The organism is Pseudomonas sp. R4-35-07, from assembly GCF_003852235.1.
Lineage (GTDB): Bacteria > Pseudomonadota > Gammaproteobacteria > Pseudomonadales > Pseudomonadaceae > Aquipseudomonas.
This window is the reverse complement of sequence record NZ_CP027732.1, coordinates 3,093,810-3,119,607: the sequence shown is the minus strand read 5'-3', so window position 1 is coordinate 3,119,607 and position 25,798 is coordinate 3,093,810. Positions and strand designations below refer to the sequence as shown.

Sequence of the window (25,798 nt, the reverse complement as noted above, 5' to 3'; positions counted from 1 at the left end):
TTTCAGCCCCATGTAAGTCGGTATGCTGATGGCCTGCCGAGGAGAATGAAATGGCCTACGATTTTGACCTGTATGTAATTGGCGCCGGTTCCGGCGGTGTTCGCGCGGCGCGCTTTGCCGCCGGATTTGGCGCCAAGGTGGCCGTGGCGGAAAGCCGCTACCTGGGCGGTACCTGTGTGAATGTGGGTTGCGTGCCAAAGAAGCTGTTGGTGTACGGCGCGCACTTTGCCGAAGACTTCGAACAGGCCAGCGGTTTTGGCTGGTCGTTGGGTGAAGCGAACTTTGACTGGGCGACCCTGATCGCCAACAAAGACCGCGAGATCAACCGTCTCAACGACATCTATCGCAATTTGCTGGTCAACAGCGGCGTGACCCTGCACGAAGGGCATGCGCGCGTGGTTGATCCCCATCAGGTGGAAATCAACGGCCAGCGCTTCACCGCCAAACATATCCTGATCGCCACGGGCGGCTGGCCGCAGATCCCTGAGATTCCAGGGCGTGAGCACGCCATCGGCTCGAACGAAGCGTTCTTCCTGAAAGAGCTGCCAAAGCGCGTACTGGTGGTGGGCGGTGGTTATATCGCCGTTGAGTTCGCAGGCATTTTCCATGGCCTGGGCGCACGGACCTCGTTGCTGTACCGCGGCGACCTGTTCCTGCGCGGGTTCGATGGCGCGGTGCGCAAGCATTTGCAGGAAGAGCTGACCAAGCGCGGCCTCGACCTGCAATTCAATGCCGATATCGAGCGCATCGACAAGCAAGCCGATGGCAGCCTCAAGGCCACCTTGAAAGACGGTCGCGTGCTGGAAGCCGATTGTGTGTTCTACGCCACCGGCCGCCGGCCGATGCTGGACAACCTGGGCCTGGAAAACACCGGTGTCACACTCGACGAGCGTGGCTTTGTCAGCGTAGATGATCTGTATCAGACCGCCGAGCCGTCGATCCTGGCCATTGGTGATGTGATCGGCCGCGTGCAATTGACGCCCGTGGCCCTGGCCGAAGGCATGGCGGTGGCGCGTCGCCTGTTCAAACCCGAGCAATACCGCGCGGTGGATTACGCGATGATCCCAACGGCTGTGTTCAGCCTGCCGAACATCGGTACGGTGGGCCTCACGGAAGAAGAGGCGAAGAAGAACGGCCACAAGGTGCAGATCTTCGAAAGCCGTTTCCGGCCCATGAAGCTGACCCTGACGGACTGCCAGGAAAAGACCCTGATGAAGCTGGTGGTCGACGCCGACACCGACAAAGTGCTGGGCTGCCACATGGTTGGGCCCGACGCCGGCGAGATCGTGCAGGGCCTGGCGATCGCGCTCAAGGCAGGCGCGACCAAACAGCATTTCGACGAGACCATTGGCGTGCATCCGACGGCGGCGGAAGAGTTCGTCACCATGCGCACGCCTGTGGAGAGCTGATCAGGACTCGGGCGTTGCCTCTGGCGTCGTTGCAACGACGGCGGCCAGGCGCAACGCTTCAATGCTGGCCTGGGCCTTGATCAGGTCCAGTTCCAGCGCCTTGTTGGCCTGTTGATGTTCGGTCAGCGCGTCCTTTCGTGACTGACTTTCCAGCAGCGCAACCCGCAGGCGCTCTTGAAGCAGCGTGCGCTCGCTGTCGACCTGGCTAATCCTCTCGTTCAATTCGAGCCGCAGCGCCTGGTCTTTGCGTACCTGCTCCTGCAGTGCGCTCAGCGCCTTGGCAGTCACCCGATGCTCGATCAACACGCGTTCATTGTCTCGATGCAACTGAGTGATTTCATCCTGACGCACCAGTGCACTCTGCTGGGTCTGGCGCAGTTCGGCCTGTACCTGCTGCAACTGGCCTTCATGGCGGCGCTGCTCCTGCTCACGCTGCTCCTTGACGGCATTGCGGTAGTGCTCAAGCGCATCGCGGGCGTGGAGGTGTTTGTCTTCCAGGGAGCGAATCTGCTCGTCCTTGTCGTTGATCCTCAGTTCGTAATCGCTGCATGCCTGGCTTAGCCCGGCATTACGCGTTTGCTCGGCCTGCAGGCTGGTGCTGGCGGTGTGCAGGGCGGCGCTTTCCTCAGCGAGGGCGGCGGCCTGGATATCGAACTGCTGTTGCAACTGGTGATGGGCCTCCTGCAGGGCTTCAAGCTGAGTGAGGAGGGCGCTTTTCTGCTGTTCGAACTGCGCCAGGGCGAGGTCGATGGGTTCCTGAGCCTTCTCCTTCAGGCGTTGTGCGAGGCGTGCCACCAATTCACCCAGCTCATCGTCGATAGGCGCTTCGGTGATGGTTTGCCGGGTTTCGCTTTCGTCCAGCTCCTTCAAATAACGATGAATCGTGGTTTTCGAGCCGGTATTGCCCATCTCGATGCGTACAGCATCAATGCTGGGGTTTTCACCGCGGGCGAGGATTGCCAGGCGTGCCGTTTGAACTACTGCTTTGTTTATGCCGCCGCGTGCCATGGGGTCTCCATCGATTTCGTACTGTGGTACATGATATGTATATACATACTGTATCACGACTGAAAAACTCTTTGAATTCATTATTTAACAGATGGGATATTGGCGTATTATCCCGTGTCACACGCATTTTCAACGTCGATACAGGCGTTCGCAGTACGAATGGGCCCTGTCATGAGTGATCTCGACCGTTACCTCAATGCCGCTACCCGCGATAACACCCGCCGTAGCTACCGCGCGGCCATCGAGCATTTCGAAGTCAGTTGGGGTGGGTTCCTGCCGGCCACCAGCGACAGCGTGGCGCGCTATCTGGTGGCGCATGCGGGCGTGCTGGCCGTGAACACCTTGAAGTTGCGGCTCTCGGCCTTGGCGCAGTGGCACACCAGTCAGGGGTTTGCCGACCCGACCAAGGCGCCGGTGGTGCGCAAGGTGCTCAAGGGCATCCGCGCCGTGCACCCGGCGCAGGAGCGGCAAGCGCAGCCATTGCAGCTCGCGCATCTGGAGCAGGTGGTTGCATCGCTTGAGAATGACGCCAGGCAAGCCGCCGAAAACCAGGATCAGCCCGGCTTGCTGCGTGCCAAACGCGACACGGCGCTGATCCTGTTGGGCTTCTGGCGCGGCTTTCGCAGCGATGAGCTGTGTCGCTTGAGCATCGAGCATGTCCAGGCAGTGCCTGGGGCCGGCATCAGCCTGTACTTGCCGCGCAGCAAAAGTGACCGCGATAACCTCGGCAAGACCTACCACACCCCCGCGCTGTTGCGCTTGTGCCCGGTACAGGCTTATAGCGAATGGCTCAGTGCCTCGGCATTGGTACGTGGCCCGGTGTTTCGCGGGATCGATCGCTGGGGCAATCTGGGGGAGGAGGGGCTGCACCCCAACAGCGTGATCCCCTTATTGCGTCAAGCCCTGGAGCGCGCAGGCATCCCCGCCGAGCAGTACACCAGCCACTCCCTGCGACGTGGCTTCGCTACCTGGGCCCATCGCAGCGGCTGGGATTTGAAGTCATTGATGAGTTACGTCGGCTGGAGCGACATGAAATCGGCCATGCGCTATGTTGAAGCGACGCCCTTTCTCGGCATGACGCTGGCGACTCAACCGCTGCTGTGAGATTTCTTCTATTAATACAGCCGCCTGATAGGGAAAACCAATCGTCAGCATCAGGTTTGCCAATGAGCCATCGTCGGTCGGAGTGGGTAGGATTCACCTCATCAACTTCTTAACCCCTGACGGAGAGTCAACGATGCCTATCATCAACAGCCAAGTAAAACCGTTTAAAGCCACCGCTTTCAAAAACGGCAGCTTCGTCGATGTGACCGACGCTGACCTGAAAGGCAAGTGGTCCGTAGTGTTCTTCTACCCAGCCGACTTCACCTTCGTTTGCCCGACTGAACTGGAAGACCTGGCTGACAACTATGCCGAATTCCAGAAACTGGGCGTCGAAATCTACAGCGTGTCCACCGACACCCACTTTGCCCACGCTGCCTGGCACAACACCTCGCCAGCCATCGGCAAGATCCAGTACACCATGATCGGCGACCCAACCCTGACCATCTCCCGCAATTTCGACGTGCTGATCGAAGAAGCTGGCCTGGCAGACCGCGGTACCTTCGTGATCAACCCGGAAGGCCAGATCAAGATCGTTGAACTGAACGACGGCGGTGTTGGCCGTGACGCTTCCGAGCTGCTGCGCAAGATCAAGGCTGCTCAGTATGTCGCTGCCCACCCAGGCGAAGTCTGCCCAGCCAAGTGGAAAGAAGGCGAGGCCACTCTGGCTCCGTCCCTTGACCTGGTCGGCAAGATCTAAGTCTGTGAAGTCCCAAGGGCGGGTAACCGCACCTACCCAGTAAGCTGCAACCGCCCTCAAAAAACGCCCGGGCGAGATTCGTTCGGGCGTTTTTTTATACCAGAATTAAAGGAAATCGCCCGTATGTTGGACGCCAATCTTAAAGCTCAGTTGAAATCTTACCTGGAGCGGGTCACCCAGCCGATCGAGATCGTCGCCTCCCTCGACGACGGTGCGAAATCCCAGGAAATGCTCGCTCTTTTGCAGGACGTAGCCAGCCTCACTACGCTGATTACCCTGAACACCGATGGCAATGATGCGCGCAAGCCGTCGTTCTCCATCAACCGCCCGGGTGCCGATATCAGCCTGCGTTTCGCCGGCATCCCCATGGGCCATGAATTCACGTCCTTGGTGTTGGCCCTGTTGCAAGTCGGTGGCCACCCGTCGAAGGCCAGTGTCGAAGTGATCGAACAGATCCGTGCGCTGAAAGGCGAGTTCAGCTTCGAGACGTACTTCTCGCTGTCGTGCCAGAACTGCCCGGACGTGGTCCAGGCGCTGAACCTGATGGCGGTGCTTAATCCCAATATCCGCCACGTGGCCATCGACGGCGCGCTGTTCCAGGCCGAAGTCGATGAGCGTCAGATCATGGCAGTGCCCAGTGTCTACCTCAACGGTGTGAACTTCGGCCAGGGCCGCATGGGCCTGGAAGAAATCCTCGCCAAGCTCGACACCAGCGGCATCGAAAAAGCGGCTGAGAAAATCAGTGCCAAGGATGCTTTTGATGTACTGGTTGTCGGCGGTGGCCCGGCGGGCTCGTCGGCCGCGATCTACGCTGCACGCAAAGGCATCCGTACCGGCGTGGCCGCCGAGCGTTTTGGTGGGCAGGTGCTGGACACCATGTCCATCGAGAACTTTATCTCGGTCCAGGAAACCGAAGGCCCGAAGCTGGCCAGTGCCCTGGAAGCCCACGTGCGTCAGTACGACGTCGACATCATGAACCTGCAGCGTGCCAGCAGCCTGGTACCCGCGAAGAATGCCGGTGAGTTGCACGAAATTCGCTTCGAAAGCGGCGCGACGCTCAAGTCCAAGACCGTGATCCTGGCCACCGGTGCGCGCTGGCGTGAAATGGGTGTGCCGGGCGAGCAGGAATACAAGGCCAAGGGCGTGTGCTTCTGCCCGCACTGCGATGGCCCGCTGTTCAAGGGCAAACGCGTGGCGGTGATCGGTGGCGGTAACTCCGGCGTCGAAGCGGCCATCGACCTGGCCGGCATTGTCAGCCACGTCACGTTGCTCGAGTTCGACAGCAAGCTACGTGCTGACGCTGTGTTGCAGCGCAAGCTGTACAGCCTGCCAAACGTCGATGTGATCACCAGCGCGCTGACCAGTGAAGTCAAGGGCGATGGCCAAAAAGTCACTGGTCTTGCCTACAAGGACCGCGACAGCGGCGAGTTCAAGACCATCGACCTGGAAGGCATTTTCGTGCAGATCGGTTTGCTGCCTAACACCGACTGGCTCAAAGGCACCGTGGAACTGACGCCTCGCGGCGAGATCATCGTCGATGCGCGTGGCGAGACCTCATTGCCGGGTGTATTCGCCGCCGGTGACGTGACGACCGTGCCGTATAAGCAGATCGTCATCGCGGTAGGCGAGGGCGCCAAGGCTTCCCTTAGCGCGTTCGACCATCTGATCCGCACGTCCGCGCCGGCGTAAAAACAGCGCGCAAATAAAAAACCCCACGAGCGATCATGGGGTTTTTGTTTTACAGCGGTGCTGGCTGAATGATTTCAACCCAGTAGGCGTCCGGGTCCTTGATGAAGGCCAGGCTTTTCATGCGGCCATCGCTCAGGCGCTTCTGGAAATCGCAGCCCAGGGCCTCGAAGCGTTCGCATGCCGCGACGATATCCGGCACCGAGATGCAAATATGGCCAAAGCCACGCGGGTCGGTGTTGCCGTTGTGGTAAGCGAAGTCGGCGTCGTTTTCGGTGCCGTGGTTGTGGGTCAGTTCCAGAATGCCTGGGATCGACTTCATCCACTGGGTGCGCTCGGCAGCGTCAGCCGGGATCTGTGCCTTGTCCACCAGGGCCAGGAAATACAGGCTGAATTCGGCTTCCGGGAAATCGCGTTTTTCAACCAGGGAAAAACCCAGGACGCGGGTGTAGAAATCCAGCGACTTGGTGATGTCCTTGACCCGCAACATGGTGTGGTTGAACACGAAGTTCGTGGTGGCGGTGTCGGGTTGGGCAGTAACGCCGGGAAAGGTGTTCAGTTCGTGCAGGCTCATGGGCCCTCCAGAAAAAATGGGGCAAAGCGGTCCCTTGGCTTGCGGCAAGCATCCGTGCAGCCGAGCCATGATACGCAAGGCCTGCCGATCGCGCCAAATGAAAAAGCTCACGCGGCCCTTGCGAGGGGCGGGGCTCGGGTCGCAAACTTTGGTGCTGGAACCTTGGATGCTTTTGGCAATGATCGAGTTTCGTAAACCGTTATTGGCTACGTTGTGCTTAGTGTTGGGCAGCCCGTTCGTACTGGCGGCCGAGCCGGAAATTCATTGGCCCAGCGGCTGGCAGGTCGAGGAAGTTGAGCCCGATGGCAACGCAACCGGAAAGACCCAGAGCGTGTCGCGACAGCGCGCGATCAAAAATGATGAAAATGGCAAGACCTTGATGGTGATGGAGTTGACCGGTACGCCGATCGAGGCTGGGCATAACGTCAATCTTCAAGGCGTTTTGCTGGAAATGCGTAAATCCATCCAGAAAGATTTTGCCCAGGGTGGTTATCAAAGCGTGTGCACCAAAATGCACCCCGCTACATTGAGCCGTCTTGAGGCGCTGGAAACTACCTGTGTGATTACCGAGAACGGTCGACATGTGCTGTCGCAAACACTAGTGGGGGCAGTGGATGTCGATAAAGCCTACGTGTTTTCATATGCGGGCCAGGCGCAAGCGTACGAGGCCAGCAAAGATGAGGTCAGTTCGGTGCGTGATAGCCTCAAACTTTGAATGGTTCTAGGCGAACGAATGTGAACTTAAGTTAGTTTCGTTTGTGAACCTACAAACGAAAAGCCCCGCGTAAGCGGGGCTTTCTGTTAGTGCATGTTAATCAACCGCGAAGCCAAGAGTCTACAGTGGCTGCGCCGTGCTCTTCTTTCCAGGCTTTAAGGCCGCGGTGGTTGCCGCCTTTGGTCTCGATCAGCTCGCCGGTATGCGGGTTCTGGTAAACCTTGACCACACGTGCGCGGCGCTGTTTCGGCGCACGAACGGCCGCAGCAGCCGATTTGCCCGGGTTTGGATCAAGGATGGCGATCACATCGCGCAGGCTCTTGTCATAACTGCTCATCAGCTTTGTAAGCTTTTCTTCGAATTCGATTTCTTTCTTCAGCCCGGCGTCGTTCTTCAGCGATTCCAGCTGGGCGAGCTGCTCTTGAAGGGCTTTTTCTGCTGCGCGAAATTCGGCGAGTCTGGACAAAATCTGTACTCCAATAGTGTAGTTAGCTGATAGCTACTGCGAAGAAAGCCTTAAGCCAAGAGGATTAAGCTAACTCAACGAAAACACCTGCGTGAGTGTATCGCCGGCACGAAAAATTGTAGTGGTTAATCCACTTCGAGTAAATCATGTCTTTGTCCAAATAAGATTGTTTCATCTAAAGTCGATGGCTATTCAATGGCGGGTCAACGCCTTAATGAATTCATCGCAGGGCACCGGACGGCCGAACAGGTAACCTTGCAAAAGGTCCACGCCTTTTGCAATGAGGTAATCACACTGTTGCGCTGTTTCCACACCCTCAGCCACGATACCCAGGTCCAGCTTGGCGGACAGTTCTATGATGCTGTCGAGAATATGCCGGGAAAGCGCATCCGCTCCGATCATGGCGACGAAGCTTTGATCGATCTTCAAGTAATCCACATTGAAGTTGCGCAAGTAACCCAGGCTGGAGTGCCCGGTGCCGAAGTCGTCGATTGCGATCATTACGCCCAACTGGTGCAGAGCGTCGAACAAGCGGCGCGTGATGTCGGTGGGTTCGATCAGCTCGCGCTCGGTCAACTCGAGTACCAGGGTGACCTGGCCGGGCGGGAAGGCCGCGAGGAACTCCCGGCAGTCGTCCACCAGATCCAGATCGTGGCAATGCCGCGCGGTGATGTTCACACCAATATGGAAGCCCGGGCTGAAGTGCTCGGCATGCGGCGCCAATTGCGCGGCGGTCTGGCGGAGCAGGGCGCGGGTCATCGGCACGATCAGTCCGCAGTGCTCGGCCAGGGGGATGAACAGGTCCGGCCGCACCAGCCCCTCTTTAGGGTGCTTCCAGCGCATCAGCACTTCGCAGCCGGCCCATTGGCGAGTGTCGCCGCGCACCACCGGCTGGAAATAGGGAATGAACTCGTTGGCGCCCAAGGCCCGTTGCAACTCGTGGGTAGGCGACGATGAGCGCTTCTGCAGCCAATGGGCCAGGACGCCGGCCAGCACCCCAAAAAACACCACCAGACTGAACACCGCCGGGTAACGCGCCTGCATGTAACGCCACACCTCACCCTCGGGCATGCCCACATCAACGCTGTAGGGATAGCGGTTGGAGGCCAAAAAGTGCTGGGCCACGGCAAACGTCGGTGACGCGCTGGTATGCACCTTGCCCCCGGCGTCCAGCCAATGGGGGCCGACCTTCAGCACCAGGAAGGCATAGCGGCTGATCAGGCGCAGGGCATTGGTGAGGTGATAGCCGTCAATCGAGGCGAACGCGGCTCGATCACCGTCGACCAACCGGTACACCAGCAGCGCGGTATCCGGCGTGACGGGATTACCGTTCATCAACCACAAACTGCCGTCAACGTAGTCATCTGGGTTGACCGGCGACTCATAACCGCTGCCAAACAACGAACTGCAATAAATGTTTCGCTGCCAGGACAAGGTGGTGGCGCGCACGAACGGCCGACGAGTGACCTGCTCACGCAGCGCCAGCTTCGCGGCCTTATCACACGGCAAGCCGGCCAGTGGTAACAGCGCTTGGGCGGCGGCGGCGGTGTTGTCGAGCATCAAGTCGAACTGACGCACGGCTTCCTGCGCCGTTTGCGCGGTGCTTTGCTCAAGCGTGCGCTCGGCCTGCCAATAAAGAATTACCACCCCAAGCAAAACGGGAAGCAGGCCGCAGACTGCGCTGAACACATAGCAGGCGACTCGGTTTCGTGGGCCTTGGGAGGTCAGGGGCATACAGGGGCAGCCATGCAGAAAAGGGGAGACTATGCCGATGATAGATGGCATTGCCACACGGTGCTCGGCAAAACGTAACAGCGCTTGATCGAGTTCAAACCGGGGCGGGATACAACTTTTGCGCCACTGCAATGAACGCAAGTGTCGCGGGTGATGACTGGCGACGGTCGAGCACAGCCAGACCAATCTGGCGCGGCACTTGAGGCGCCAATGGCCGCACCACATAACGCGGATCGATGACTGCCGGCAGCGATGCCTGCGCGACAATGCTCAGTCCGTCGCCACGGCTGACCGCTTCCAGCGTGCTGAGCAACTGCGCGCAGCGGTAACGCACCTTCGGCTGTAATCGGGCCTGGCTGAACAGGTGCGTGACCCATTCCGACGATCCGGCTTCAGTCAGGATAAACGGGTCGTCACATAACGTTTGCAGGGGCAGCGCGGCCTGGGCGGTTAACCGATGCCCGGCCGGTAACAGCGCTACCCATTGATCCTGCAACAGCGCCACGGTATCGAAGCGGTCCTGCTCCAAAACGACAAACCCGACATCCACCCGCCGCTCATCCAGCCAGTGTATGACCTGCCGGTCGGGGCCTTCGTCGATGTGTACCTCTATGCCTGGGTAAGCCTGCCGAAAGTGGCTGAGGATGTTGGGCAGCAAGCGGATTGAAGCAGTGGGCCCGAACGAGCCTATACGCAGCGTACCGCGCTTCATGCCACGTGCGTCGGCGGCTTCCTGCTGCAACGTGTTGGCCAGGCCCAGCATGGCACGGGCGCGCCCCAGCAATTGCACGCCGGTATCGCTCGGTTCAACCAGGGTCTGGTGACGTCGGAACAATTCCACACCCAACTCCTGCTCCAGTGCCTTGATCGCATGGGACACCGCCGACTGGCTGATACCCAGGCGGTGAGCGGCGCTGGTAAAGCCTTGCAGTTCAGCTACCAGGGAAAAGATTTCCAACTGGGTCAGGGTCATGAGGAAAGACTCATTTTACGATGATTGATCATTACTTGAAGAATAGGCTCTCCCTTATTCTTCGAGCAAATTTATGCGCCGCATTGCTGATGGTTTCACTTATCTCAAGCTTGCCGCTGTCAGCGTTATCTGGGGCGGAACCTTCGTTGCCGGGCGCTACCTGGCCGATCAGGTAGACCCGTTACTGGCGGCAAGCTTGCGCTTTGTGCTGGCCAGCGTGGCGTTGTCGTTGTACATGCTGTTCGCCCGGGTCCGATTGACCTGCCCGAGCCCACGGCAATGGGTGCAATTGGCGACGCTGGGTTTCTTCGGGATTTTTTTCTACAACCTGTGCTTTTTCTATGGGTTGCATTACGTCAATGCGTCGCGGGCTTCACTGATTGTCGCCTTGAACCCGGCCGTGATCGGCCTGGCGGGTTGGTGGTTGTTCAACGAGTGTCTGGAGCGCGCCAAGTGCGTGGGTATTGCGCTGTGCCTGGGCGGGGCGGCGGCTGTCATTATCAGTCGCAACCCGCTATTGCTGCAGGGCAATGTGGATGCCTGGCGTGGCGATCTGTTGATACTCGGCTGCGTCGTCGGGTGGGGCGTCTATTCATTGGGCTCGCGCCAGTTGAATCAAAGCCTGGGGCCGTTGCAAACCGTGACATGGTCAATTCTGCTGGGCACGGTGATGCTCCTGGCTGCGATCCTTGTCACCGGGCGCATGACCCTGGCGGGCCTGAGCGTGCTGCATGTGTCGCAATGGGCCAGCTTGGGGTACCTGGGCATAATGGGCTCGGCCCTGGCCTATATCGGCTATTACGATGGCATTCGGCGCATCGGCGCGACGCGTTCCGGTGTGTTCATTGCGCTCAACCCGCTGACCGCCGTCATTTGCGCGGCGTTGTTACTTGGCGAACACCTGACGCTGCCCATGCTGCTTGGCGGCGGTGTGATCCTGCTGGGCATTTACCTGTGTAACAAACCCCTTGCGCAAGGCAAGGCAATGGAGATTTGATAAGAGTACGGACAAACACGGTTACGCTGTGTAGAATCGATTTACGCATACAAGAATATGGACTTGCGCTCACGCAAGCCTCGCCGTCAGAGACTGATGACATGAAGCAACTCGGTTCGCCCCTCATCTTTGGTGACTTCCTCGCCCGCAGCGTGCGAGGCCTTTCCTGTGCGCCACCCGCTGACCTCATCCTTGCCCGCAAATAACCATATAGCTAGTAAATAACTAGTTGTTACCGCAAGCATGATGAGGCACCGAACATGACCGACCAATACGAAAACCCGATGGGCCTGATGGGCTTTGAGTTCATTGAATTCGCCTCGCCGACCCCGGGCATCCTGGAGCCGATCTTCGAGATCATGGGCTTCACCAAGGTTGCAACCCACCGCTCCAAGAACGTGCACCTGTTCCGCCAGGGCGAGATCAATCTGGTCCTCAATAATGAGCCCAACAGCCTGGCCTCGTACTTCGCCGCCGAGCATGGGCCGTCGGTGTGCGGCATGGCGTTTCGCGTGAAGAACTCGCAGGAAGCCTACAAGCGCGCCCTGGAACTCGGGGCCCAGCCGATTCATATCGACACCGGCCCGATGGAATTGAACCTGCCAGCGATCAAAGGCATCGGCGGGGCGCCGCTGTACCTGATCGACCGTTTTGGCGAAGGCAGCTCGATCTATGACATCGACTTCGTCTACCTCGAAGGCGTAGACCGTAACCCGCAGGGCGCCGGCCTGAAGGTGATCGATCACCTGACCCACAACGTCTACCGCGGCCGCATGGCTTATTGGGCCAACTTCTACGAGAAGCTGTTCAACTTCCGTGAAGCGCGCTACTTCGATATCAAGGGCGAATACACCGGCCTGACCTCCAAGGCCATGAGCGCGCCGGATGGCATGATCCGCATCCCGTTGAACGAAGAGTCCTCCAAGGGCGCCGGCCAGATCGAAGAGTTCCTGATGCAGTTCAACGGCGAGGGCATCCAGCATGTGGCGTTCCTCACGGACGACCTGGTCAAGACCTGGGACGCGCTGAAGAAGATCGGCATGCGTTTCATGACCGCGCCGCCGGACACCTACTACGAGATGCTCGAAGGCCGCTTGCCGAACCACGGCGAACCGGTGGACCAACTGCAGGCGCGCGGCATTTTGCTCGATGGCTCCTCGATCGAGGGCGACAAGCGCCTGCTGCTGCAGATCTTCTCGGAAACCCTGATGGGCCCGGTGTTCTTCGAATTCATTCAGCGTAAAGGCGATGATGGCTTCGGCGAGGGCAATTTCAAGGCGTTGTTCGAGTCCATTGAGCGTGATCAGGTGCGTCGCGGTGTGTTGACCGCTGACTAAGCAATAATCCCTGACACAATAGCGATCAAATGTGGGAGGGGGCTTGCCCCCGATGGCGGTGGCTCAGTCACATATGCGCTGACTGACACTGCCTTATCGGGGGCAAGCCCCCTCCCACATTTTTGACCGAGTCAAGCCTTGCGCTGACGCACCAAGTGCTTGAATCCCTCATACACCAGCACCATCACCGCCAGCCAGATCGGGATATAGGTCAGCCATTGCCCGCCCTTGATGCCTTCACCCAGCAGTAGCGCGACTGCCAGCAACAACACCGGCTCCACATAACTGAGCAGGCCGAACAGGCTGAAGGCCAGCAAACGGCTGGCGATGATATAGCTCACCAGCGCCGAGGCACTGATGACGCCCAGCATGGGAATCAACGCGTAGAGCTTGGGCTGTGCATCCAGTACCGCAAAGCCTTGTTCGCCGCTTTGCACGAACCACCAGGCCACCGGTAGCATCAACGCCATGTCCAGCCACAGGCCGCCCAGATGGTCGGTGGTCAGGTATTTACGCACCACGAAATACACGGGGTAACCGATGATCACTACCAGGGTCGCCCAGGAAAAACCGCCGGCCTGGTACAGCTCGTTGAGCACACCCAATGCGGCAAATACCACGGCGATCTGCTGCAAGCGCGACAACTGTTCGCCGTAGACCAGGCGTCCGGTCAACACCATGGTCAGCGGCAACAGGAAATACCCCACCGACACATCCAGGCTGCGGCCATTGAGCGGTGCCCACATGAACAGCCATAACTGCACGCCGAGCAACGCAGACGACACCAGCACGCCGCCGATCAAGCGCGGCCTGGCCGCCAGCAGACGCAGCAACTCCCACACCCGCCGCCATTCGCCGCTGACTACCATGAATACGGTCATGCAGGGCACGGTCAGCAACATGCGCCAGCCGAAAATTTCCAGGCCACTCAACGGTGTGAGCAGGGACGTGAAGTAATACATCACGGCGAACAACACCGAGGCCAATACCGATAACGCAACACCTTTAGACACGCTGTCCTCGCGAAAGCCGATTCAGATCCAATTCCAGCAGAGGATTATGGTGCTTTTAGCGTCAAAGCGCTGCGCTGTTTTGGGGCGGGCTTGCGTAAATTTTCGTGTAATGCGCGGTTTGAACGCGTTTTCGTGGTCAGCGAGAACGCGTCACTCGGCCCGACACGAAATGCCCGACGTCATTGAAGCCCGGCGTGGACGAATGCCCCGGCGTTACCAATGAGTCGACGAACGCCTCATCCTGCGCCGTGATCTCTACCGCCAATGCCCCGGTATATGCATCCCACTGCGCCTCGGTGCGCGGGCCGACAATCGCCGAACTCACTGCCGCGTTGTTCAGCACCCAGGCGATCGCGAACTCAACCATTCCCACGCCACGGCCCTGGGTGTATTGCTGGATCTGCTGGGCGATGCGCAGCGATTCGACGCGCCATTCGGTTTCCAGGATGCGTTTGTCCTGGCGTGCCGCGCGGCTGCCCGGTTCAGGTGTCAGGTCGGGGGCGTACTTGCCGCTGAGCACGCCACGCGCCAACGGGCTGTAGGGCACCACGCCCAGTCCATAGGCAGCCGCGGCGGTGATTTGCTCGACCTCGGCCTGGCGATTGACGATGTTGTACAACGGCTGACTGATGATGGGCCTGTCAACGCCCAGGCGCTCGGCCACGCGGATGACCTCGGCAATACGCCAGCCACGGTAGTTGGATAACCCCCAGTAGCGCACTTTGCCCTGGCGAATCAGGTCGCCGATCGCTGATACCGTGACTTCCAGCGGCGTGTCGTGGTCCTCGCGGTGCAGGTAGTAGATGTCCAGGTAATCGGTGTCCAAACGCGCTAGGCTCGCCTCCAGCGCGTTGAACAGGCGTTTGCGGCTCAGCCCGTTGCGGTTGGGCACGCCATCCACCGGGCCGATCCCGACCTTCGACGCCACCACCCAGTCCTGGCGGTTGCGCGCGATGGCCTCGCCGACGATCTCCTCGGAGCGCCCGCCGGTGTAGATGTCGGCGGTGTCGATAAAGTTGATGCCTTGACTCCAGGCCTTATCGATGATGCGCAGCGAGTCTTCGGTGCTGGTCTGTTCGCCAAACATCATGGTGCCCAGTGTCAGTGCGCTGACCTTCAACCCGGACTGGCCCAATGTGCGGTAAATCATGCAAAGCTCCTCATGGCAGGCAAACGTGGCTCATGCAATACCAGACACCAACGCTCTGGAACAAGCCCTGTGCGTATTTCTTCACGCGCTCAGCAACGTCTGGCAGCGCCTGTAGAAAACGCCGCAGCACTTTCACCCGTTCCGATACCTGCAGGCGATGGGCGCTTTACACCTTCAAGGTGCGTGTCATGCGCAACGCCAACACACTGCCGGCCACGATCACCGCTGCCAGCAAGTACAACGCCACATCCGTGGAGCCCGTCGCATCCTTCACGAACCCGACGATGTAGGGGCTGAGAAACCCGGCCATCTGGCCCATAGAGTTGATCAACGCCAGCCCACCCGCCGCCGCGCCCGCGCTGAGCATGGCGGTGGGCACCGGCCAGAACATCGGCAGCCCGGTGAGGGCGCCCATGGTGGCGATCGTCAGGCCGAGAATGGCGATAGCCGGGGTGGTAGCGAAATTCACCGCGATCACCAGGCCAATTGCGCCCATCAGCATCGGCACCACCAAGTGCCACCGGCGTTCCTTGCGCAAGTCTGCGGAACGGCCCACCAGCAACATGAAGACTGCGGCCAGCAGGTACGGGATCGCACTTAGCCAGCCGATCACCAGGTTATCGCTGAACCCCAGGTTCTTGATGATCGACGGCAGCCAGAAGTTGATCGCGTAGACGCCGCTCTGGATGCAGAAGTAAATCAGGCCGAACGCCCAGATCGCCGGGTTCTTGAACACCTCGGCCAGGGAGTCGGTGGTGGTCTTCGGTTTGTTCGCAAGATCGGTGGCCTGGTCGGCTTCCAGTACCGCGCGTTCGTGGGGTTTGAGCCACTTGGCGTGGGCGAAGCTGTCACTGAGCAGGAAGTAGGCGAGGGCGCCGAGGATCACGGTGGGAATGCCTTGCAACAGGAACATCCACTGCCAACCGGCGAGGCCGCCTTGACCTGCCGCAAAGTGGTTGAGAATCCAGCCGGAGAACGGGCTGCCGAGCAGGCCGGAGACCGGAATCGCGGACATGAATAGCGCCATGATCCGGCCTCGGCGAAACGTCGGAAACCACTGCGAGAGGTACAGCACCACACCGGGAAAGAACCCCGCCTCGGCGGCGCCGGTGAACAGGCGCAAGGTGTAGAAATGCGTCGGGGTGGTCACGAACAATAGGCAGGTGGACAAGGTGCCCCACACGATCATCATCAGCGCTATCCAGCGCCTTGGCCCGAACCGGGTCAGCGCCAGGTTGCTCGGCACGCCACACAGCACGTAGCCGATAAAGAAGATCCCGGCACCCAGGCCGTACACGGTTTCACTGAATTTCAACGCGTCGAGCATCTGCAACTTGGCAAAGCCAACGTTCACCCGGTCAAGGTAGTTGAACAGGTAGCAGATAAAGATGAAGGGGATCAGGCGCAGGGTAACGCGCTTGTAGATGGCGTTTTTATCGTCATCGGTGGCCAGTGCTGCGGCGGCGCTCTGTGACATGGCGAGTCTCTCTTTATTATGTTTTTTAGCGATGCGAGGGTAACGTTGATCGCCCAAACAGTCTCGGCGACGCGATGGGCAACTGTCTTTGTGCTTGCGCACAGCCATGCCCGCTTTGCGCTGTGCCGGTGACCAATTCGCTTTGGAAGGAAAATAGCCCCATGTTCGAGCTTGATCATGAGCTGGCACAGGATATCGTCGATCGCACCATGGCGATCCTGCCCTACAACGTCAACGTTATGGACAACCAGGGCCTGATCCTCGGCAGCGGCGAACCGGAACGCATCAACACCCGCCACGAAGGCGCCCAACTGGTGCTGGCGAACGGGCGCGTGGTGGAAATCGATGGGCAGACCGCCAAGCACCTCAAGGGTGTGCTGCCTGGCATCAACTTGCCGCTGATGCATGATCAGCGCTTGATCGGTGTGCTGGGTATCACCGGCGAACCCCAAGGCCTGCGCACCTACGCCGAACTGGTGCGCATGACCGCCGAGATGCTGGTCAGTCACCGCCACCAGCAGGCCGAGCAGCAGTGGCGGCGCCAGCGCTGTGACGACCTGCTGGCATTGCTGCTGGCCGATACCGGTGACTCGCCGCGCCTGGTCGACGAAGCGCAACAACTGGGCCTCAAGCCGCAACTGGCGCGTACGCCTTACCTGTTCGAACTGGGCGCGGGGCAGTCGGCCGAAGCCTTGAGTGCCTGGCTGACGTCGCGTTATCCGGACAGTTGGTGCGTCAGTTCAGCGCCGTTGTCGCTGTTGTGGTGTCGACCCGCGTCAGTGCAGATCGATAACCCGCGCCTGCTGGAAAAGCTCGACGGCCTGGGCTGGACTGTATTGCGGGTCGCCGTAGGCGGGCAGGCGCAAGGTTTGGCCGGGTTGCGCCGGTGCTATCGCCGTGTCAGCGATTTGCTGGCCTACGGTCGCGATATCCTGCCGCATTCGCGCCTGTTGATCCTCAACCGCTATCGTCTGCCGGTCATGCTCTGGCGCCATCGTAACGACGATGCCCTGGATGAATTGCTCAACCCGCTGCGCAAAGTCCTCGCCAGGGACAACAACGGCCAACTGCTGGCCACGCTGCGCGCATGGTGCGACCACGACGGGCAAAGCCAGGCCTGTGCCGATGCCCTGGGGATTCACCGCAACAGCCTGCGCTACCGCATGGAACGGATTGCCGAACTGAGCGGCGTCGACCCGCTGAGCCTGGATGGCATGCTTGCGCTGTACCTGGGCGTGCAACTGTTGCCCCAGGCTTTGTAAAAATGAACAACAAACCTCAGCCGCACTTGTGCATCGGACCGGCGTCATCCGCCGTGCCAACTGGCAGCATGGGCGTTATAAAAACCGGAGAACGCCCATGAAAATCATCATCGCCCCCGACTCGTTCAAGGACAGCCTGAGTGCCGAAGGGGTCGCCCAGGCCATTGCGCAAGGGTTGGCTCAGGTCTGGCCTGACGCACAGCTGGTGCAATGCCCGATGGCGGACGGCGGTGAGGGGACGGTCGAAGCAGTGCTCGCCGCGTGTAACGGCCAATTGCGCAGCCAGGCCGTGCGCGGGCCAATGGGCGATACGGTGCAGGCGCATTGGGGCTGGTTGGCCGACAGCCACACCGCGATCATCGAAATGGCTGAGGCCAGCGGCCTGCAGTTGGTTGCACCGGGCCAGCGTGACGCCTGCTCCAGCAGCACGTATGGCACCGGCGAGCTGATCCGCGCCGCGCTCGACCTGGGCGCCCGGCGCATTATCCTGGCGATCGGCGGCAGTGCCACCAACGATGGCGGCGCAGGCGCGATGCAAGCGCTCGGCGTGCAGTTGTTCGACGCCCAGAACCAGCCCTTGGCACCCGGTGGCTTGGCGTTGAGCGGCCTGGCGCGTATTAACCTGGAAAACCTCGACCCACGCTTGGCGCGGGTCTGCTTCGAAATCGCGGCGGATGTGAACAACCCGCTGTGCGGTCCCCACGGCGCCTCGGCGATTTTCGGCCCGCAAAAAGGCGCCAACCCCGAACAGGTGCAGCAGTTGGATGCTGCCCTTGGTCATTTTGCCGACCATTGCGCCAGGGTGCTGGCCCAGGACGTGCGTGACGAACCGGGCAGCGGCGCCGCTGGCGGCTTGGGGTTCGCCGCGAAGGCATTCCTCGGCGCGCAGTTCCGCGCCGGCGTTGAAGTGGTGGCCGAGCTGGTTGGCCTCGACGCCGTGGTGCGTGGCGCCGACCTGGTCATCACCGGCGAAGGCCGCTTCGATGCCCAGACCCTGCGCGGGAAAACCCCGTTTGGCGTGGCGCGTATTGCCCGGCAACACAATGTCCCGGTGATCGTGATCGCCGGAACCCTGGGCGATGGCTACGAGCAGATGTACGCCCACGGCGTGGATGCCGCCTTTGCGCTGCCCTCGGGGCCGATGAGTCTTGCCCAGGCATGCAGCGAGGCGCCGCGATTGTTGCGTGAGCGTGCGGCGGACATCGCCCGGCTATGGCGGACAGCGCTGCGAGGCTGAACCTGAGTTCAGGGGGATTCGTAGCAGATCGAGAAGCGGTCAGGTTTACGTCCATAGGCCAGAAAATCTCCGACGTTCCTGTTTACGCAGACGTTGAACCCGGAGAACGAAACGCCGTGTCGGTAGGCGCCCTTGAGCAGCGTCATGTGCGCAGCAGGCACGCTTCTGAACGCTTTGAGAGCACCTGCTGCGGGCGTCTGATCGTCATATTCGGCCTGAACCATAAAGAGGCCGTCGACCTGCGCCAGCCTTCGCTGCGGGACCCCGTCAAGCTGTTGGCCGCGCCACTCGGCGCAATGCCTCGACGGGAAGAAACTGCCCCCCACCGGATACTGGATGGCGTACTGGTTTTCTTTTTCGGTCCAGAATGCTTCGCCTGCGGACACTGAATCGTTGCATAACACGGTGCTACGGACGGACTCCTGGGGCGTGAGGTTCAAGGGGCCAAGCGCCAGACCATTCCACGGTGACGGGCGGCGAATGACGTCGAGCAGGCGTGCAAAGGCCTGTTTCGCCAGCGCATTTACGCCAGCGTCGGGGCTGAATCGATGGGCTCCGGCGTTGGCCAACAGCTTGGCGTCTGGCAGGTCTGGCGACTCACGTAGCCACTGATTGAGTGCGCGGGCAGCCATCAGGTATTCAGGCGCGCTGTAGTACTCGTTGTCTGAACGCAGCGCCACCCTGACTTGAGGCAACAGGTCGAGGAAAACCGCGCTTATTGCCTGTGGGGTGCCTCCCATCTGGTAGCGGTGCGGATCGTCGGCGGCGCGCTGGGCAACAAATCGCGCGAACACGCGTTCTTTTTCCGGTGCTTGAACCAACGAGGCGTCCTGGAACGTGGCGGTCCAATCTGTACTCGAGTCGAGCACCATGCGCCCGACCTGCTTTGGAAACAAGCCGGCGTACCAGGCGCCCAGCCATGTGCCGTAAGAGTTGCCGAAGTAGTTGAGCTGGCGTTCGTTGAGCAGCACACGCACCAGCTCCATGTCCCGCGCCGTTTGTTCAGTATTGATATAGGGCGCCAGGCTCTGGCTGGCACAACCCCGGGCCAGTACGCCAGCGTTATGCCCGATAGCCTCGATATTGGCCGGACTGCGATCTTCAGTGATGTCGTTTTGCGCAACGATGTCCTCGTCGGATCGGCACACCAGTTGCGATTGAGGGTCACTGCCCATCCCTCTTGGTGTAATTCCGATCACATCATAGGTATTGAGCAGGTGCCGATAGGCCTCACCCTGTGGCTGATCGGCGTAGCCTTTCCATATGGAGGCCAGGAGCACGGTGAATCCGTCGGCCTCGGCGCCGGGCCCGCCCGGATTGGTAAACAGGGCACCTTCGCGCTCGGCGGGCAGCAACGCTGAAACGCGGGTGATATCCAGCTTGAGCTTGCCCAGGCTGGGGTTCAGGTGGTCCAGGGGCACGGTGGCGATGCCGCATTGCGTCCTGGCGACCACCTCCGGATCCAGCCCGGCGAAGGGCCGGCCGGCGCAATCCGGCAGCCAGCGGATACCCCACTCAGGCAGTTGTTTCGTCGTACAAGCGCTGCCCCCCAATAGCACAGAGACAAAAAAGCAGGCTGATAGCGTTCGTTGTTTTATCAATTGGCAGACACTCGGTTGCAGGGTTGGACCCGCCCGAGTTTTTCAAGTAAAGCCTGCCGTGAATGTAGGACCGTATCGGTTGTTTGGTCAGCAACTTCCGATAATACTCAACCAGCCTGCGACCCAGCCGCCTGGTACACGGGAGGTCAAGGGCTCGCCAGGGCGCCGAATTTGCTCCTACACTGGGCGGCCACGTGTCTTTCAAAGGATGAAATACGATGCACACCCCCGAGCCCCATATCGTGATCCAGCGTTTCACCGAGGCCCATCTTGAGGGCGTTGCTGCGCTCTATAACGAACCGGCGGTATGCCGTCAGGTGCTGCAAATGCCTTTTCAGTCAGTGGAAGCGTGGCGCAAGCGCCTGGTAATGGATAACGAACGCCGTTTGCAACTGGTGGCGGTGCACGGCGGCGAAGTGATTGGCCAATTGGGGTTGGAACAGTACCTGCGCGTGCGCCAGGCGCATGTGGGGTCGCTCGGCATGGGGGTGGCGACGGCCTGGCAGGGCAAGGGCGTGGGTTCGAAGTTGCTGACCGCCGCGCTGGATGTGGCCGACAACTGGATGAACCTGCATCGCGTAGAACTCACGGTGTACGCCGACAACGAAGCGGCGCACAACCTGTACCGCAAATTCGGCTTCGAGGTCGAAGGCTGTTTGCGCGATTACGCCCTGCGTGACGGTGTGTTCGTCGACACCTTGAGCATGGCGCGCCTGCGCACGCCGGTTTAGTCCTCCAGCGCAAACGCCACCGCAGCCCGCGCATGCAGCTCGGTGGTGTCCAGCAGCGGCAGGTCGCAGTGCTCGGGTTTGATCAGCAGGCTGATTTCGGTACAGCCGAGAATCACCGCCTGGGCACCTCGCGCGGCCAGGGATTCGATCACCCGCTGGTAGACGGCGCGTGATTCGGCGCTGATCACTCCCACACACAACTCTTCATAGATGATCCGATGCACCGCTTTGCGTTCGTCCGCATCCGGCACCAGTACGGTCAGGCCCTGTGCGACCAGGCGGGCCTTGAGGAAGTCCTGTTCCATGGTGAATGCAGTGCCGAGCAATCCCACGGTCAAGGTGCCCGCCTGTACGGCGGCAGCGCCCGCCGCATCGGCGATATGCAGGAAGGGAATCGACACCGCCGCCTCGATACGCGGCGCCACCCGGTGCATGGTGTTGGTACACAGCACCACACACTCGGCGCCCCCGGCCTGCAAACGGCGCGCGGCGTCTTCCAGGATCAGCGCGGTATCGTCCCAGCGCCCGGCGTGCTGGGCCTGTTCCACCGGGCCGAAGTCCACGCTGTACATCAACAGTTGCGCCGAACGCAGCGGGCCGAGTCGGTCGCGTACTTGCTGGTTGATGATGCGGTAATACTCGGCGCTGGACTCCCAGCTCATGCCGCCGATAAGGCCGATGGTGCGCATGCGATGCTCCGGGCAGGGGATGTGGATTCCACCATACTCACCGAAGGTGGATTAGTCATGTGCAGTTGCCCGTCAATTCACCAGAGCAGTTCATGCGCGTTTGGTGGCCTGGGACTGCTCTGGTACTGAGCGGATATGACCTGTCTGCTGCCTGGCGCTGGCGCAGTCGCCCATAACCCGTACGCCGAAGGCACGTATCTGCCATGATCGGGCTTCGCAACCTGGCTCACCCAAGGAAATCCGCAATGGACGATGTACAGCAACTGGGCGAGATGCTTCGTCATTACGCCGAGAGCGAAGCGCAGAAAAAACAACAATTCGAGGTGCAGTCGGCGCGCTGGGCGCTGAAGCTTGGCGAGTTGTTCGAGCAGATCGAACAGTGGCTGGAACCGGTCAAAAGCGCAGGTTTGCTGGAGGTGCGTCGGGAAGCCTATGTCGCTAGCAGTCCGAGCATGCCAGTGGAGGCATCGACCTTCAAGACCGAGAAGTTGAATGTGAACATCACAGGTAAAAGCGTGGAGTTCGTGCCGGACGTGATGGGCGCGGACGGGTTTATTTCTGTCGCGGTAATGGGCCTGACCGCCGCCCGGCATGGCAGCGTGTCGCTGGTGCTGCCGGCGGATAAAAATGATTGGCTCTGGAAGAAGACCAATGGCCTGAAAGACCCGGATACCTTCGGCTTCGACGCCAATTTCCTGGCTGCGCAGTTGCAGAGCCTGATCCCCCGCGAACGCGGCTGAGCAATTCTGATCATGAGGGGCGAGGCGGCCGACGACTGCCTGACTGATGCTCCGCGAGCTAAATGTGGGAGGGGGCTTGCCCCCGATGGCGATGGGTCAGTAGCAGATGCATTTACAGACGCTCCCTCGTCGGGGCATAGGTATCTACACACCTTTGTTGCAGCCTAAGTAACCACGATGCGAAGCTCTTGATCTGAATATGTACTTGCTCTGATCCAGCGTTCTGGTCGGCTGTCAGGCCGCCATCGGGGGCAAGCCCCCTCCCACATTTGGAACGCGAGGCGCCAGTTAAGAGGCTTCGGCTCCCGAGCCGTCACCGACAACCTGTGGCTTCGCCCCCCAAGGCTCATGGCCAAAATAAGCAGCCCGTTTTGCCAAGATTGGCTATACCTAGAGCTCAAACTATCGATGGGGAGCTCCAACGATGAAACTCAGGCTAATGGTCAGCATGCTGTGCATCGCCTCGATCAGCATGGCGGGCTGCGCCAGCAAGGTCACGCAACCGGACGAATATTCGGGCTTTCTGTCGGACTACAGCCGACTCAAGGAAGCCAAGTCGCCCTCCGGAGCCGAAGTAATGCGCTGGGTCGATCCCACACTGGACCTGAACCGCTACAGCGCGGTGTACATCGAACCCACGCAGTTCTATCCCAAGCCTCAAGCCACCCCCCGGATTCCAGACAGCACCCTGCGCGGCATCAACGACTATTACAACCAGGCGCTCAAGCGTGAACTGGCCCGTTCAATGCCGTTGGCAAATGGCCCAGGCCCCGGGGTGATCGTCGTGCGCGCAGCGATTACGGCCGTCAGCAGTAAAACCGAAGGGCTCAAGCCTTACGAGTTCATTCCGGTTGCGTTTGTCGCGGCGGCGGTAAGTACCGGCACGGGGATTCGCGACCAGCAAACCACCTTGGGCACCGAGGCGCAGTTCCTTGATGGCGCCAACGCAAAAGTGATTGCCCAGGTGGTGCGCAAAGGCACAGGGAAGCCGCTGGCAAACGACACTCAAGTGATGAAGGCCGGTGATGTAAAAAACGTCATCGATGGATGGGCAACCGACCTGCATCAGTCTTTTCTGAAGCTCAAACAGCAATGACGCATAAACGCGCGACGGGAGGCCACTGTGAGTCGAGTCCCGCCACGCGTGGTGTTACTTGAGCGGCGTCAACGGCGGCAACGTCCATTGACTGATTTCAGGCTTGGGCAGGTAAATACGCAGCACCGCGAAGAACGGCCCGGTGGGGGCGGGCAGCCAGTTGCTCTGTTCGGCCTTCGGTGGCTCATGATGCTGCAGCGCCAGGGTCAGGCCTCCGTCGGCGTCCCGCTTCAGCTCAGGCAGCATGCGTGAGTTGATCAGGTAACGTTTCTTGTGGTTGGGCACTAGCAATTTGGTCTTGGCGTCGTACATGGTCAGCGACCAGAACGCATCGGCGGGCGGCAGCTGGTCCTTGGCAAAGTGCACGGTATAGCTGCGGCGTGCGCCGTTGGCCGGCTTGCCTTCGCTGTCATCGAAGTAGGTGAAGTAAACGGCTTCGTCGGTAGAGTTGCCGAAAATACCCAGGTTGGCGCCAGCGTAACGGTACAGGTAATTGTTTTTCAGGCGGTCACGGCTGCCGAACAGCTCCCCGCTGGAGACCTGGTGGGTGTCGATCTTGTCTTTCTTGAAGGCGGCGAATTCGGCTTTGCCATCGGCAATCCCGTCCTCCAGCGCTTTACGCTGTTCGGCGGTCAGTTGGTTCAACTTGAAGGGCGCGCCGGGGGCGATGCCGATGGTGGCAAAACGCGCCAGCAGGTCTTTCTCACTGTCCTGCGGCGCAGCAAAGGCCAGCATGAAGTTCAAGTAGCGGAACAACTGCGGGCTGTCGCTCATGTTCGCCATTGGCTTGGGCCACTCGATCTTCGGCACTTTGGCCGGGGCCGCTTGTTTCACGTAGCTGCTCAGCGGCTGCACTTTGTAGCCGCTCTGGATTTGCTTGACCTTGCTCAAGTCTTTTTCATCGAACAACTGGGTACGATACAGCGCGTAGGCGATATTGCTTTCGCTGTAGACCACGCGGTCGATGTCGACTGGCTGCTGACCCTTCCAGTCGGGCCCCGCGATCATGTAGTGACCGCCATTGTTGCCGGTGCTGCGCGTGCCCAGGTAGGCAATATTGTGGGTATAGAGGTCGATCAACTGCACCGAGTAGTAACGGTTGTCTTCGACCTTGGGCAGGGTCAGCACCAAGGGTTCCTTGCGCAGATCCATCCAGACGAAGGAGTAGGGCGTGTCCGAGTTCGGGGTCACGAACGCGGTGTCCTTGGGGGTGAAAACCTGCGCGGTATTGCCGATGTGATTGAACGCGGCCTTGTAGTTGACACCGCCTTTATCAACGGCCTGGGTATAGAGCGTCTTGTACATCTGCACCACAGGATAGCCGTACAAATAGGCTTCCTTGGCAATGGCCCGTGCTTCGGTCGGCGTCGCCGTGAAGTCGGCCCAGGCGCTGGTGCTCAGGAGTATCGAGAGGCTCGCCAACACCAGGCGCGCGGGTTGTCCAATCATGTTGTTGCGTCCTTCCAGAGTTCGTTTGACTGACGGGGAAATAAAGGCGATGAGTTTCCTGTTTTATTTCCCGGACGTCACGTTAAAAACCTGCAAAAGGACAAGGGATCATGTGGGCAACATCGATTTGACTTTATCGCGCAGTTGATCGATCGAGAATGGCTTGCCAATCACCTGCATACCGGCTGGCACGTCGATGTTTTCGGCATAGCCGCTGGCGAACAGGATGGGCAGGGCGGGGCGCAGTTCGCGCACCTTGGTCGCCAGTTGCTTACCGTCCATATCCGGCAGGCCGACGTCGGTCATCATCAGGTCGATGACCGTGTCTTTGCCTTCGACAATCTTCAGCGCCTCTTCGGCATCGGCGGCCTCGAGTACCGTGAACTCCAACTCCTCAAGCACATCGACGATCAGCATGCGCACGATAGCGTCATCTTCGACAACAAGGATGGTGGAGCTAGACATAATAAGGCGTTCCCAAAAAAGACGAGGTTTTTACCAGCGGCCGTTCTGACCGACCTGTTACTTGAGTAAGCGCAGGTTATCGACAAGTTCCGTCGGGCGGTAAAAACGATAGAAAAGACCAGTCAGAATAGCCTGTTCTATCGTAGGAATCTGTACCAAATCATTCCAGAAAAATGGTCTTGGCCGTC

General features: G+C 59.9%; 24 protein-coding genes. 12 read left to right on the top strand and 12 right to left on the bottom strand.

Annotated features, from left to right (window positions below; genetic code table 11):
- Window positions 1-50 precede the first annotated feature (50 nt).
- A complete protein-coding gene (gorA, locus tag C4J89_RS14170) occupies window positions 51-1,409 on the top strand; it encodes a glutathione-disulfide reductase (RefSeq protein ID WP_124414773.1) in 1,359 nt (452 codons plus the stop codon).
- On the opposite strand, the gene C4J89_RS14165 is transcribed toward gorA, so the two are convergent.
- Window positions 1,410-2,417 carry a DNA-binding protein gene (locus C4J89_RS14165; protein WP_124414772.1) on the bottom strand — a complete coding sequence of 336 codons (1,008 nt, stop codon included), beginning with the start codon at window positions 2,415-2,417 and terminating at the stop codon, window positions 1,410-1,412. It lies immediately after the preceding gene.
- A gap of 171 nt (window positions 2,418-2,588) precedes the next feature.
- Between C4J89_RS14165 and C4J89_RS14160 the strand changes: the two genes are divergently transcribed.
- The 3 genes from C4J89_RS14160 to ahpF all read left to right on the top strand — a co-directional run bounded on the left by C4J89_RS14160 (window position 2,589) and on the right by ahpF (window position 5,907).
- Window positions 2,589-3,521: a site-specific integrase gene (locus tag C4J89_RS14160; protein WP_124414771.1), complete on the top strand. Its 933-nt coding sequence runs from the start codon at window positions 2,589-2,591 to the stop codon at window positions 3,519-3,521.
- 133 nt (window positions 3,522-3,654) lie between these two features.
- Window positions 3,655-4,218 (top strand): alkyl hydroperoxide reductase subunit C, encoded by a 564-nt coding sequence (gene ahpC / locus C4J89_RS14155; RefSeq protein ID WP_003191303.1) that lies wholly within the window; start codon window positions 3,655-3,657, stop codon window positions 4,216-4,218.
- A 123-nt stretch (window positions 4,219-4,341) separates the two neighbouring features.
- Complete coding sequence (ahpF, locus tag C4J89_RS14150; RefSeq protein ID WP_124367134.1) at window positions 4,342-5,907, top strand: alkyl hydroperoxide reductase subunit F; 1,566 nt, start codon at window positions 4,342-4,344, stop codon at window positions 5,905-5,907.
- Between the two features lie 49 nt (window positions 5,908-5,956).
- Here the strand turns inward: ahpF and gloA are convergent, their stop codons facing one another.
- Window positions 5,957-6,478 (bottom strand): lactoylglutathione lyase, encoded by a 522-nt coding sequence (gene gloA / locus C4J89_RS14145; RefSeq protein ID WP_124362964.1) that lies wholly within the window; start codon window positions 6,476-6,478, stop codon window positions 5,957-5,959.
- Window positions 6,479-6,656: 178 nt separating this feature from the next.
- Between gloA and C4J89_RS14140 the strand changes: the two genes are divergently transcribed.
- Window positions 6,657-7,193, top strand: coding sequence for a DUF4946 domain-containing protein (locus C4J89_RS14140; RefSeq protein ID WP_124365158.1), 537 nt, complete (start codon window positions 6,657-6,659; stop codon window positions 7,191-7,193).
- 100 nt (window positions 7,194-7,293) lie between these two features.
- On the opposite strand, the gene C4J89_RS14135 is transcribed toward C4J89_RS14140, so the two are convergent.
- The 3 genes from C4J89_RS14135 to C4J89_RS14125 all read right to left on the bottom strand — a co-directional run bounded on the left by C4J89_RS14135 (window position 7,294) and on the right by C4J89_RS14125 (window position 10,366).
- Complete coding sequence (locus tag C4J89_RS14135) at window positions 7,294-7,659, bottom strand: histone-like nucleoid-structuring protein, MvaT/MvaU family (RefSeq protein ID WP_124362963.1); 366 nt, start codon at window positions 7,657-7,659, stop codon at window positions 7,294-7,296.
- A gap of 192 nt (window positions 7,660-7,851) precedes the next feature.
- Window positions 7,852-9,393, bottom strand: a complete 1,542-nt coding sequence (locus tag C4J89_RS14130) for an EAL domain-containing protein (RefSeq protein ID WP_124414770.1) — start codon at window positions 9,391-9,393, stop codon at window positions 7,852-7,854.
- Window positions 9,394-9,487: 94 nt separating this feature from the next.
- Window positions 9,488-10,366 carry a LysR family transcriptional regulator gene (locus tag C4J89_RS14125; RefSeq protein WP_124414769.1) on the bottom strand — a complete coding sequence of 293 codons (879 nt, stop codon included), beginning with the start codon at window positions 10,364-10,366 and terminating at the stop codon, window positions 9,488-9,490.
- Window positions 10,367-10,439: 73 nt separating this feature from the next.
- Between C4J89_RS14125 and C4J89_RS14120 the strand changes: the two genes are divergently transcribed.
- Both C4J89_RS14120 and hppD read left to right on the top strand, forming a co-directional pair.
- The gene (locus C4J89_RS14120) at window positions 10,440-11,363 is read left to right on the top strand and encodes a DMT family transporter (protein ID WP_124414768.1); all 924 of its coding nucleotides are present in this window, start codon (window positions 10,440-10,442) and stop codon (window positions 11,361-11,363) included.
- Window positions 11,364-11,623: 260 nt separating this feature from the next.
- The gene (gene hppD / locus C4J89_RS14115) at window positions 11,624-12,700 is read left to right on the top strand and encodes a 4-hydroxyphenylpyruvate dioxygenase (protein WP_124414767.1); all 1,077 of its coding nucleotides are present in this window, start codon (window positions 11,624-11,626) and stop codon (window positions 12,698-12,700) included.
- 131 nt (window positions 12,701-12,831) lie between these two features.
- Here hppD and rarD read toward each other — a convergent pair whose 3' ends face one another.
- From rarD to C4J89_RS14100, 3 genes are all read right to left on the bottom strand, one after another.
- Entirely contained in the window at window positions 12,832-13,713 is an 882-nt protein-coding gene (gene rarD / locus C4J89_RS14110; RefSeq protein ID WP_124362960.1) for an EamA family transporter RarD, read from the bottom strand.
- 136 nt (window positions 13,714-13,849) lie between these two features.
- Window positions 13,850-14,863, bottom strand: coding sequence for an aldo/keto reductase (locus C4J89_RS14105; protein WP_124414766.1), 1,014 nt, complete (start codon window positions 14,861-14,863; stop codon window positions 13,850-13,852).
- 166 nt (window positions 14,864-15,029) lie between these two features.
- Entirely contained in the window at window positions 15,030-16,340 is a 1,311-nt protein-coding gene (locus tag C4J89_RS14100; protein ID WP_124404242.1) for an MFS transporter, read from the bottom strand.
- 161 nt (window positions 16,341-16,501) lie between these two features.
- Here C4J89_RS14100 and C4J89_RS14095 point away from each other — a divergent pair, with 161 nt between their 5' ends.
- Both C4J89_RS14095 and C4J89_RS14090 read left to right on the top strand, forming a co-directional pair.
- A complete protein-coding gene (locus C4J89_RS14095) occupies window positions 16,502-17,602 on the top strand; it encodes a sugar diacid recognition domain-containing protein (RefSeq protein WP_124414765.1) in 1,101 nt (366 codons plus the stop codon).
- A gap of 97 nt (window positions 17,603-17,699) precedes the next feature.
- Window positions 17,700-18,839, top strand: a complete 1,140-nt coding sequence (locus C4J89_RS14090; protein ID WP_124414764.1) for a glycerate kinase — start codon at window positions 17,700-17,702, stop codon at window positions 18,837-18,839.
- A gap of 8 nt (window positions 18,840-18,847) precedes the next feature.
- On the opposite strand, the gene C4J89_RS14085 is transcribed toward C4J89_RS14090, so the two are convergent.
- Window positions 18,848-20,440, bottom strand: coding sequence for an alpha/beta hydrolase (locus C4J89_RS14085; RefSeq protein WP_177412829.1), 1,593 nt, complete (start codon window positions 20,438-20,440; stop codon window positions 18,848-18,850).
- 218 nt (window positions 20,441-20,658) lie between these two features.
- On the opposite strand from C4J89_RS14085, the gene C4J89_RS14080 reads away from it, so the two are divergent.
- Entirely contained in the window at window positions 20,659-21,171 is a 513-nt protein-coding gene (locus tag C4J89_RS14080) for a GNAT family N-acetyltransferase (protein WP_124362955.1), read from the top strand.
- On the opposite strand, the gene C4J89_RS14075 is transcribed toward C4J89_RS14080, so the two are convergent.
- Complete coding sequence (locus C4J89_RS14075) at window positions 21,168-21,860, bottom strand: aspartate/glutamate racemase family protein (RefSeq protein ID WP_124414763.1); 693 nt, start codon at window positions 21,858-21,860, stop codon at window positions 21,168-21,170. The two genes, C4J89_RS14080 and C4J89_RS14075, sit on opposite strands and share 4 nt — an antisense overlap.
- Before the next feature lie 245 nt (window positions 21,861-22,105).
- Between C4J89_RS14075 and C4J89_RS14070 the strand changes: the two genes are divergently transcribed.
- Together C4J89_RS14070 and C4J89_RS14065 are read left to right on the top strand one after the other, a co-directional pair.
- Window positions 22,106-22,600 (top strand): hypothetical protein, encoded by a 495-nt coding sequence (locus tag C4J89_RS14070; RefSeq protein ID WP_124414762.1) that lies wholly within the window; start codon window positions 22,106-22,108, stop codon window positions 22,598-22,600.
- A 424-nt stretch (window positions 22,601-23,024) separates the two neighbouring features.
- Window positions 23,025-23,696, top strand: a complete 672-nt coding sequence (locus tag C4J89_RS14065; RefSeq protein WP_124414761.1) for a DUF3313 domain-containing protein — start codon at window positions 23,025-23,027, stop codon at window positions 23,694-23,696.
- A gap of 54 nt (window positions 23,697-23,750) precedes the next feature.
- On the opposite strand, the gene C4J89_RS14060 is transcribed toward C4J89_RS14065, so the two are convergent.
- A complete protein-coding gene (locus C4J89_RS14060; protein WP_124414760.1) occupies window positions 23,751-25,145 on the bottom strand; it encodes a DUF1254 domain-containing protein in 1,395 nt (464 codons plus the stop codon).
- 108 nt (window positions 25,146-25,253) lie between these two features.
- Window positions 25,254-25,610 carry a response regulator gene (locus tag C4J89_RS14055; protein WP_124414759.1) on the bottom strand — a complete coding sequence of 119 codons (357 nt, stop codon included), beginning with the start codon at window positions 25,608-25,610 and terminating at the stop codon, window positions 25,254-25,256.
- Window positions 25,611-25,798: the final 188 nt, after the last annotated feature.

Excerpts from the sequence above, each read along its gene's own strand:
- hppD (WP_124414767.1), top strand. The coding sequence starts at position 11,624 with ATGACCGACCAATACGAAAACCCGATGGGCCTGATGGGCTTTGAGTTC.
- C4J89_RS14090 (WP_124414764.1), top strand. The coding sequence starts at position 17,700 with ATGAAAATCATCATCGCCCCCGACTCGTTCAAGGACAGCCTGAGTGCC.
- gloA (WP_124362964.1), bottom strand. The coding sequence starts at position 6,478 with ATGAGCCTGCACGAACTGAACACCTTTCCCGGCGTTACTGCCCAACCC.
- C4J89_RS14065 (WP_124414761.1), top strand. The coding sequence starts at position 23,025 with ATGAAACTCAGGCTAATGGTCAGCATGCTGTGCATCGCCTCGATCAGC.
- C4J89_RS14075 (WP_124414763.1), bottom strand. The coding sequence starts at position 21,860 with ATGCGCACCATCGGCCTTATCGGCGGCATGAGCTGGGAGTCCAGCGCC.
- C4J89_RS14120 (WP_124414768.1), top strand. The coding sequence starts at position 10,440 with ATGCGCCGCATTGCTGATGGTTTCACTTATCTCAAGCTTGCCGCTGTC.
- C4J89_RS14130 (WP_124414770.1), bottom strand. The coding sequence starts at position 9,393 with ATGCCCCTGACCTCCCAAGGCCCACGAAACCGAGTCGCCTGCTATGTG.
- C4J89_RS14160 (WP_124414771.1), top strand. The coding sequence starts at position 2,589 with ATGAGTGATCTCGACCGTTACCTCAATGCCGCTACCCGCGATAACACC.
- C4J89_RS14165 (WP_124414772.1), bottom strand. The coding sequence starts at position 2,417 with ATGGCACGCGGCGGCATAAACAAAGCAGTAGTTCAAACGGCACGCCTG.
- C4J89_RS14080 (WP_124362955.1), top strand. The coding sequence starts at position 20,659 with ATGCACACCCCCGAGCCCCATATCGTGATCCAGCGTTTCACCGAGGCC.
- C4J89_RS14105 (WP_124414766.1), bottom strand. The coding sequence starts at position 14,863 with ATGATTTACCGCACATTGGGCCAGTCCGGGTTGAAGGTCAGCGCACTG.
- C4J89_RS14060 (WP_124414760.1), bottom strand. The coding sequence starts at position 25,145 with ATGATTGGACAACCCGCGCGCCTGGTGTTGGCGAGCCTCTCGATACTC.
- C4J89_RS14140 (WP_124365158.1), top strand. The coding sequence starts at position 6,657 with ATGATCGAGTTTCGTAAACCGTTATTGGCTACGTTGTGCTTAGTGTTG.
- C4J89_RS14070 (WP_124414762.1), top strand. The coding sequence starts at position 22,106 with ATGGACGATGTACAGCAACTGGGCGAGATGCTTCGTCATTACGCCGAG.
- C4J89_RS14055 (WP_124414759.1), bottom strand. The coding sequence starts at position 25,610 with ATGTCTAGCTCCACCATCCTTGTTGTCGAAGATGACGCTATCGTGCGC.
- ahpF (WP_124367134.1), top strand. The coding sequence starts at position 4,342 with ATGTTGGACGCCAATCTTAAAGCTCAGTTGAAATCTTACCTGGAGCGG.
- C4J89_RS14125 (WP_124414769.1), bottom strand. The coding sequence starts at position 10,366 with ATGACCCTGACCCAGTTGGAAATCTTTTCCCTGGTAGCTGAACTGCAA.
- gorA (WP_124414773.1), top strand. The coding sequence starts at position 51 with ATGGCCTACGATTTTGACCTGTATGTAATTGGCGCCGGTTCCGGCGGT.
- C4J89_RS14095 (WP_124414765.1), top strand. The coding sequence starts at position 16,502 with ATGTTCGAGCTTGATCATGAGCTGGCACAGGATATCGTCGATCGCACC.
- ahpC (WP_003191303.1), top strand. The coding sequence starts at position 3,655 with ATGCCTATCATCAACAGCCAAGTAAAACCGTTTAAAGCCACCGCTTTC.
- C4J89_RS14100 (WP_124404242.1), bottom strand. The coding sequence starts at position 16,340 with ATGTCACAGAGCGCCGCCGCAGCACTGGCCACCGATGACGATAAAAAC.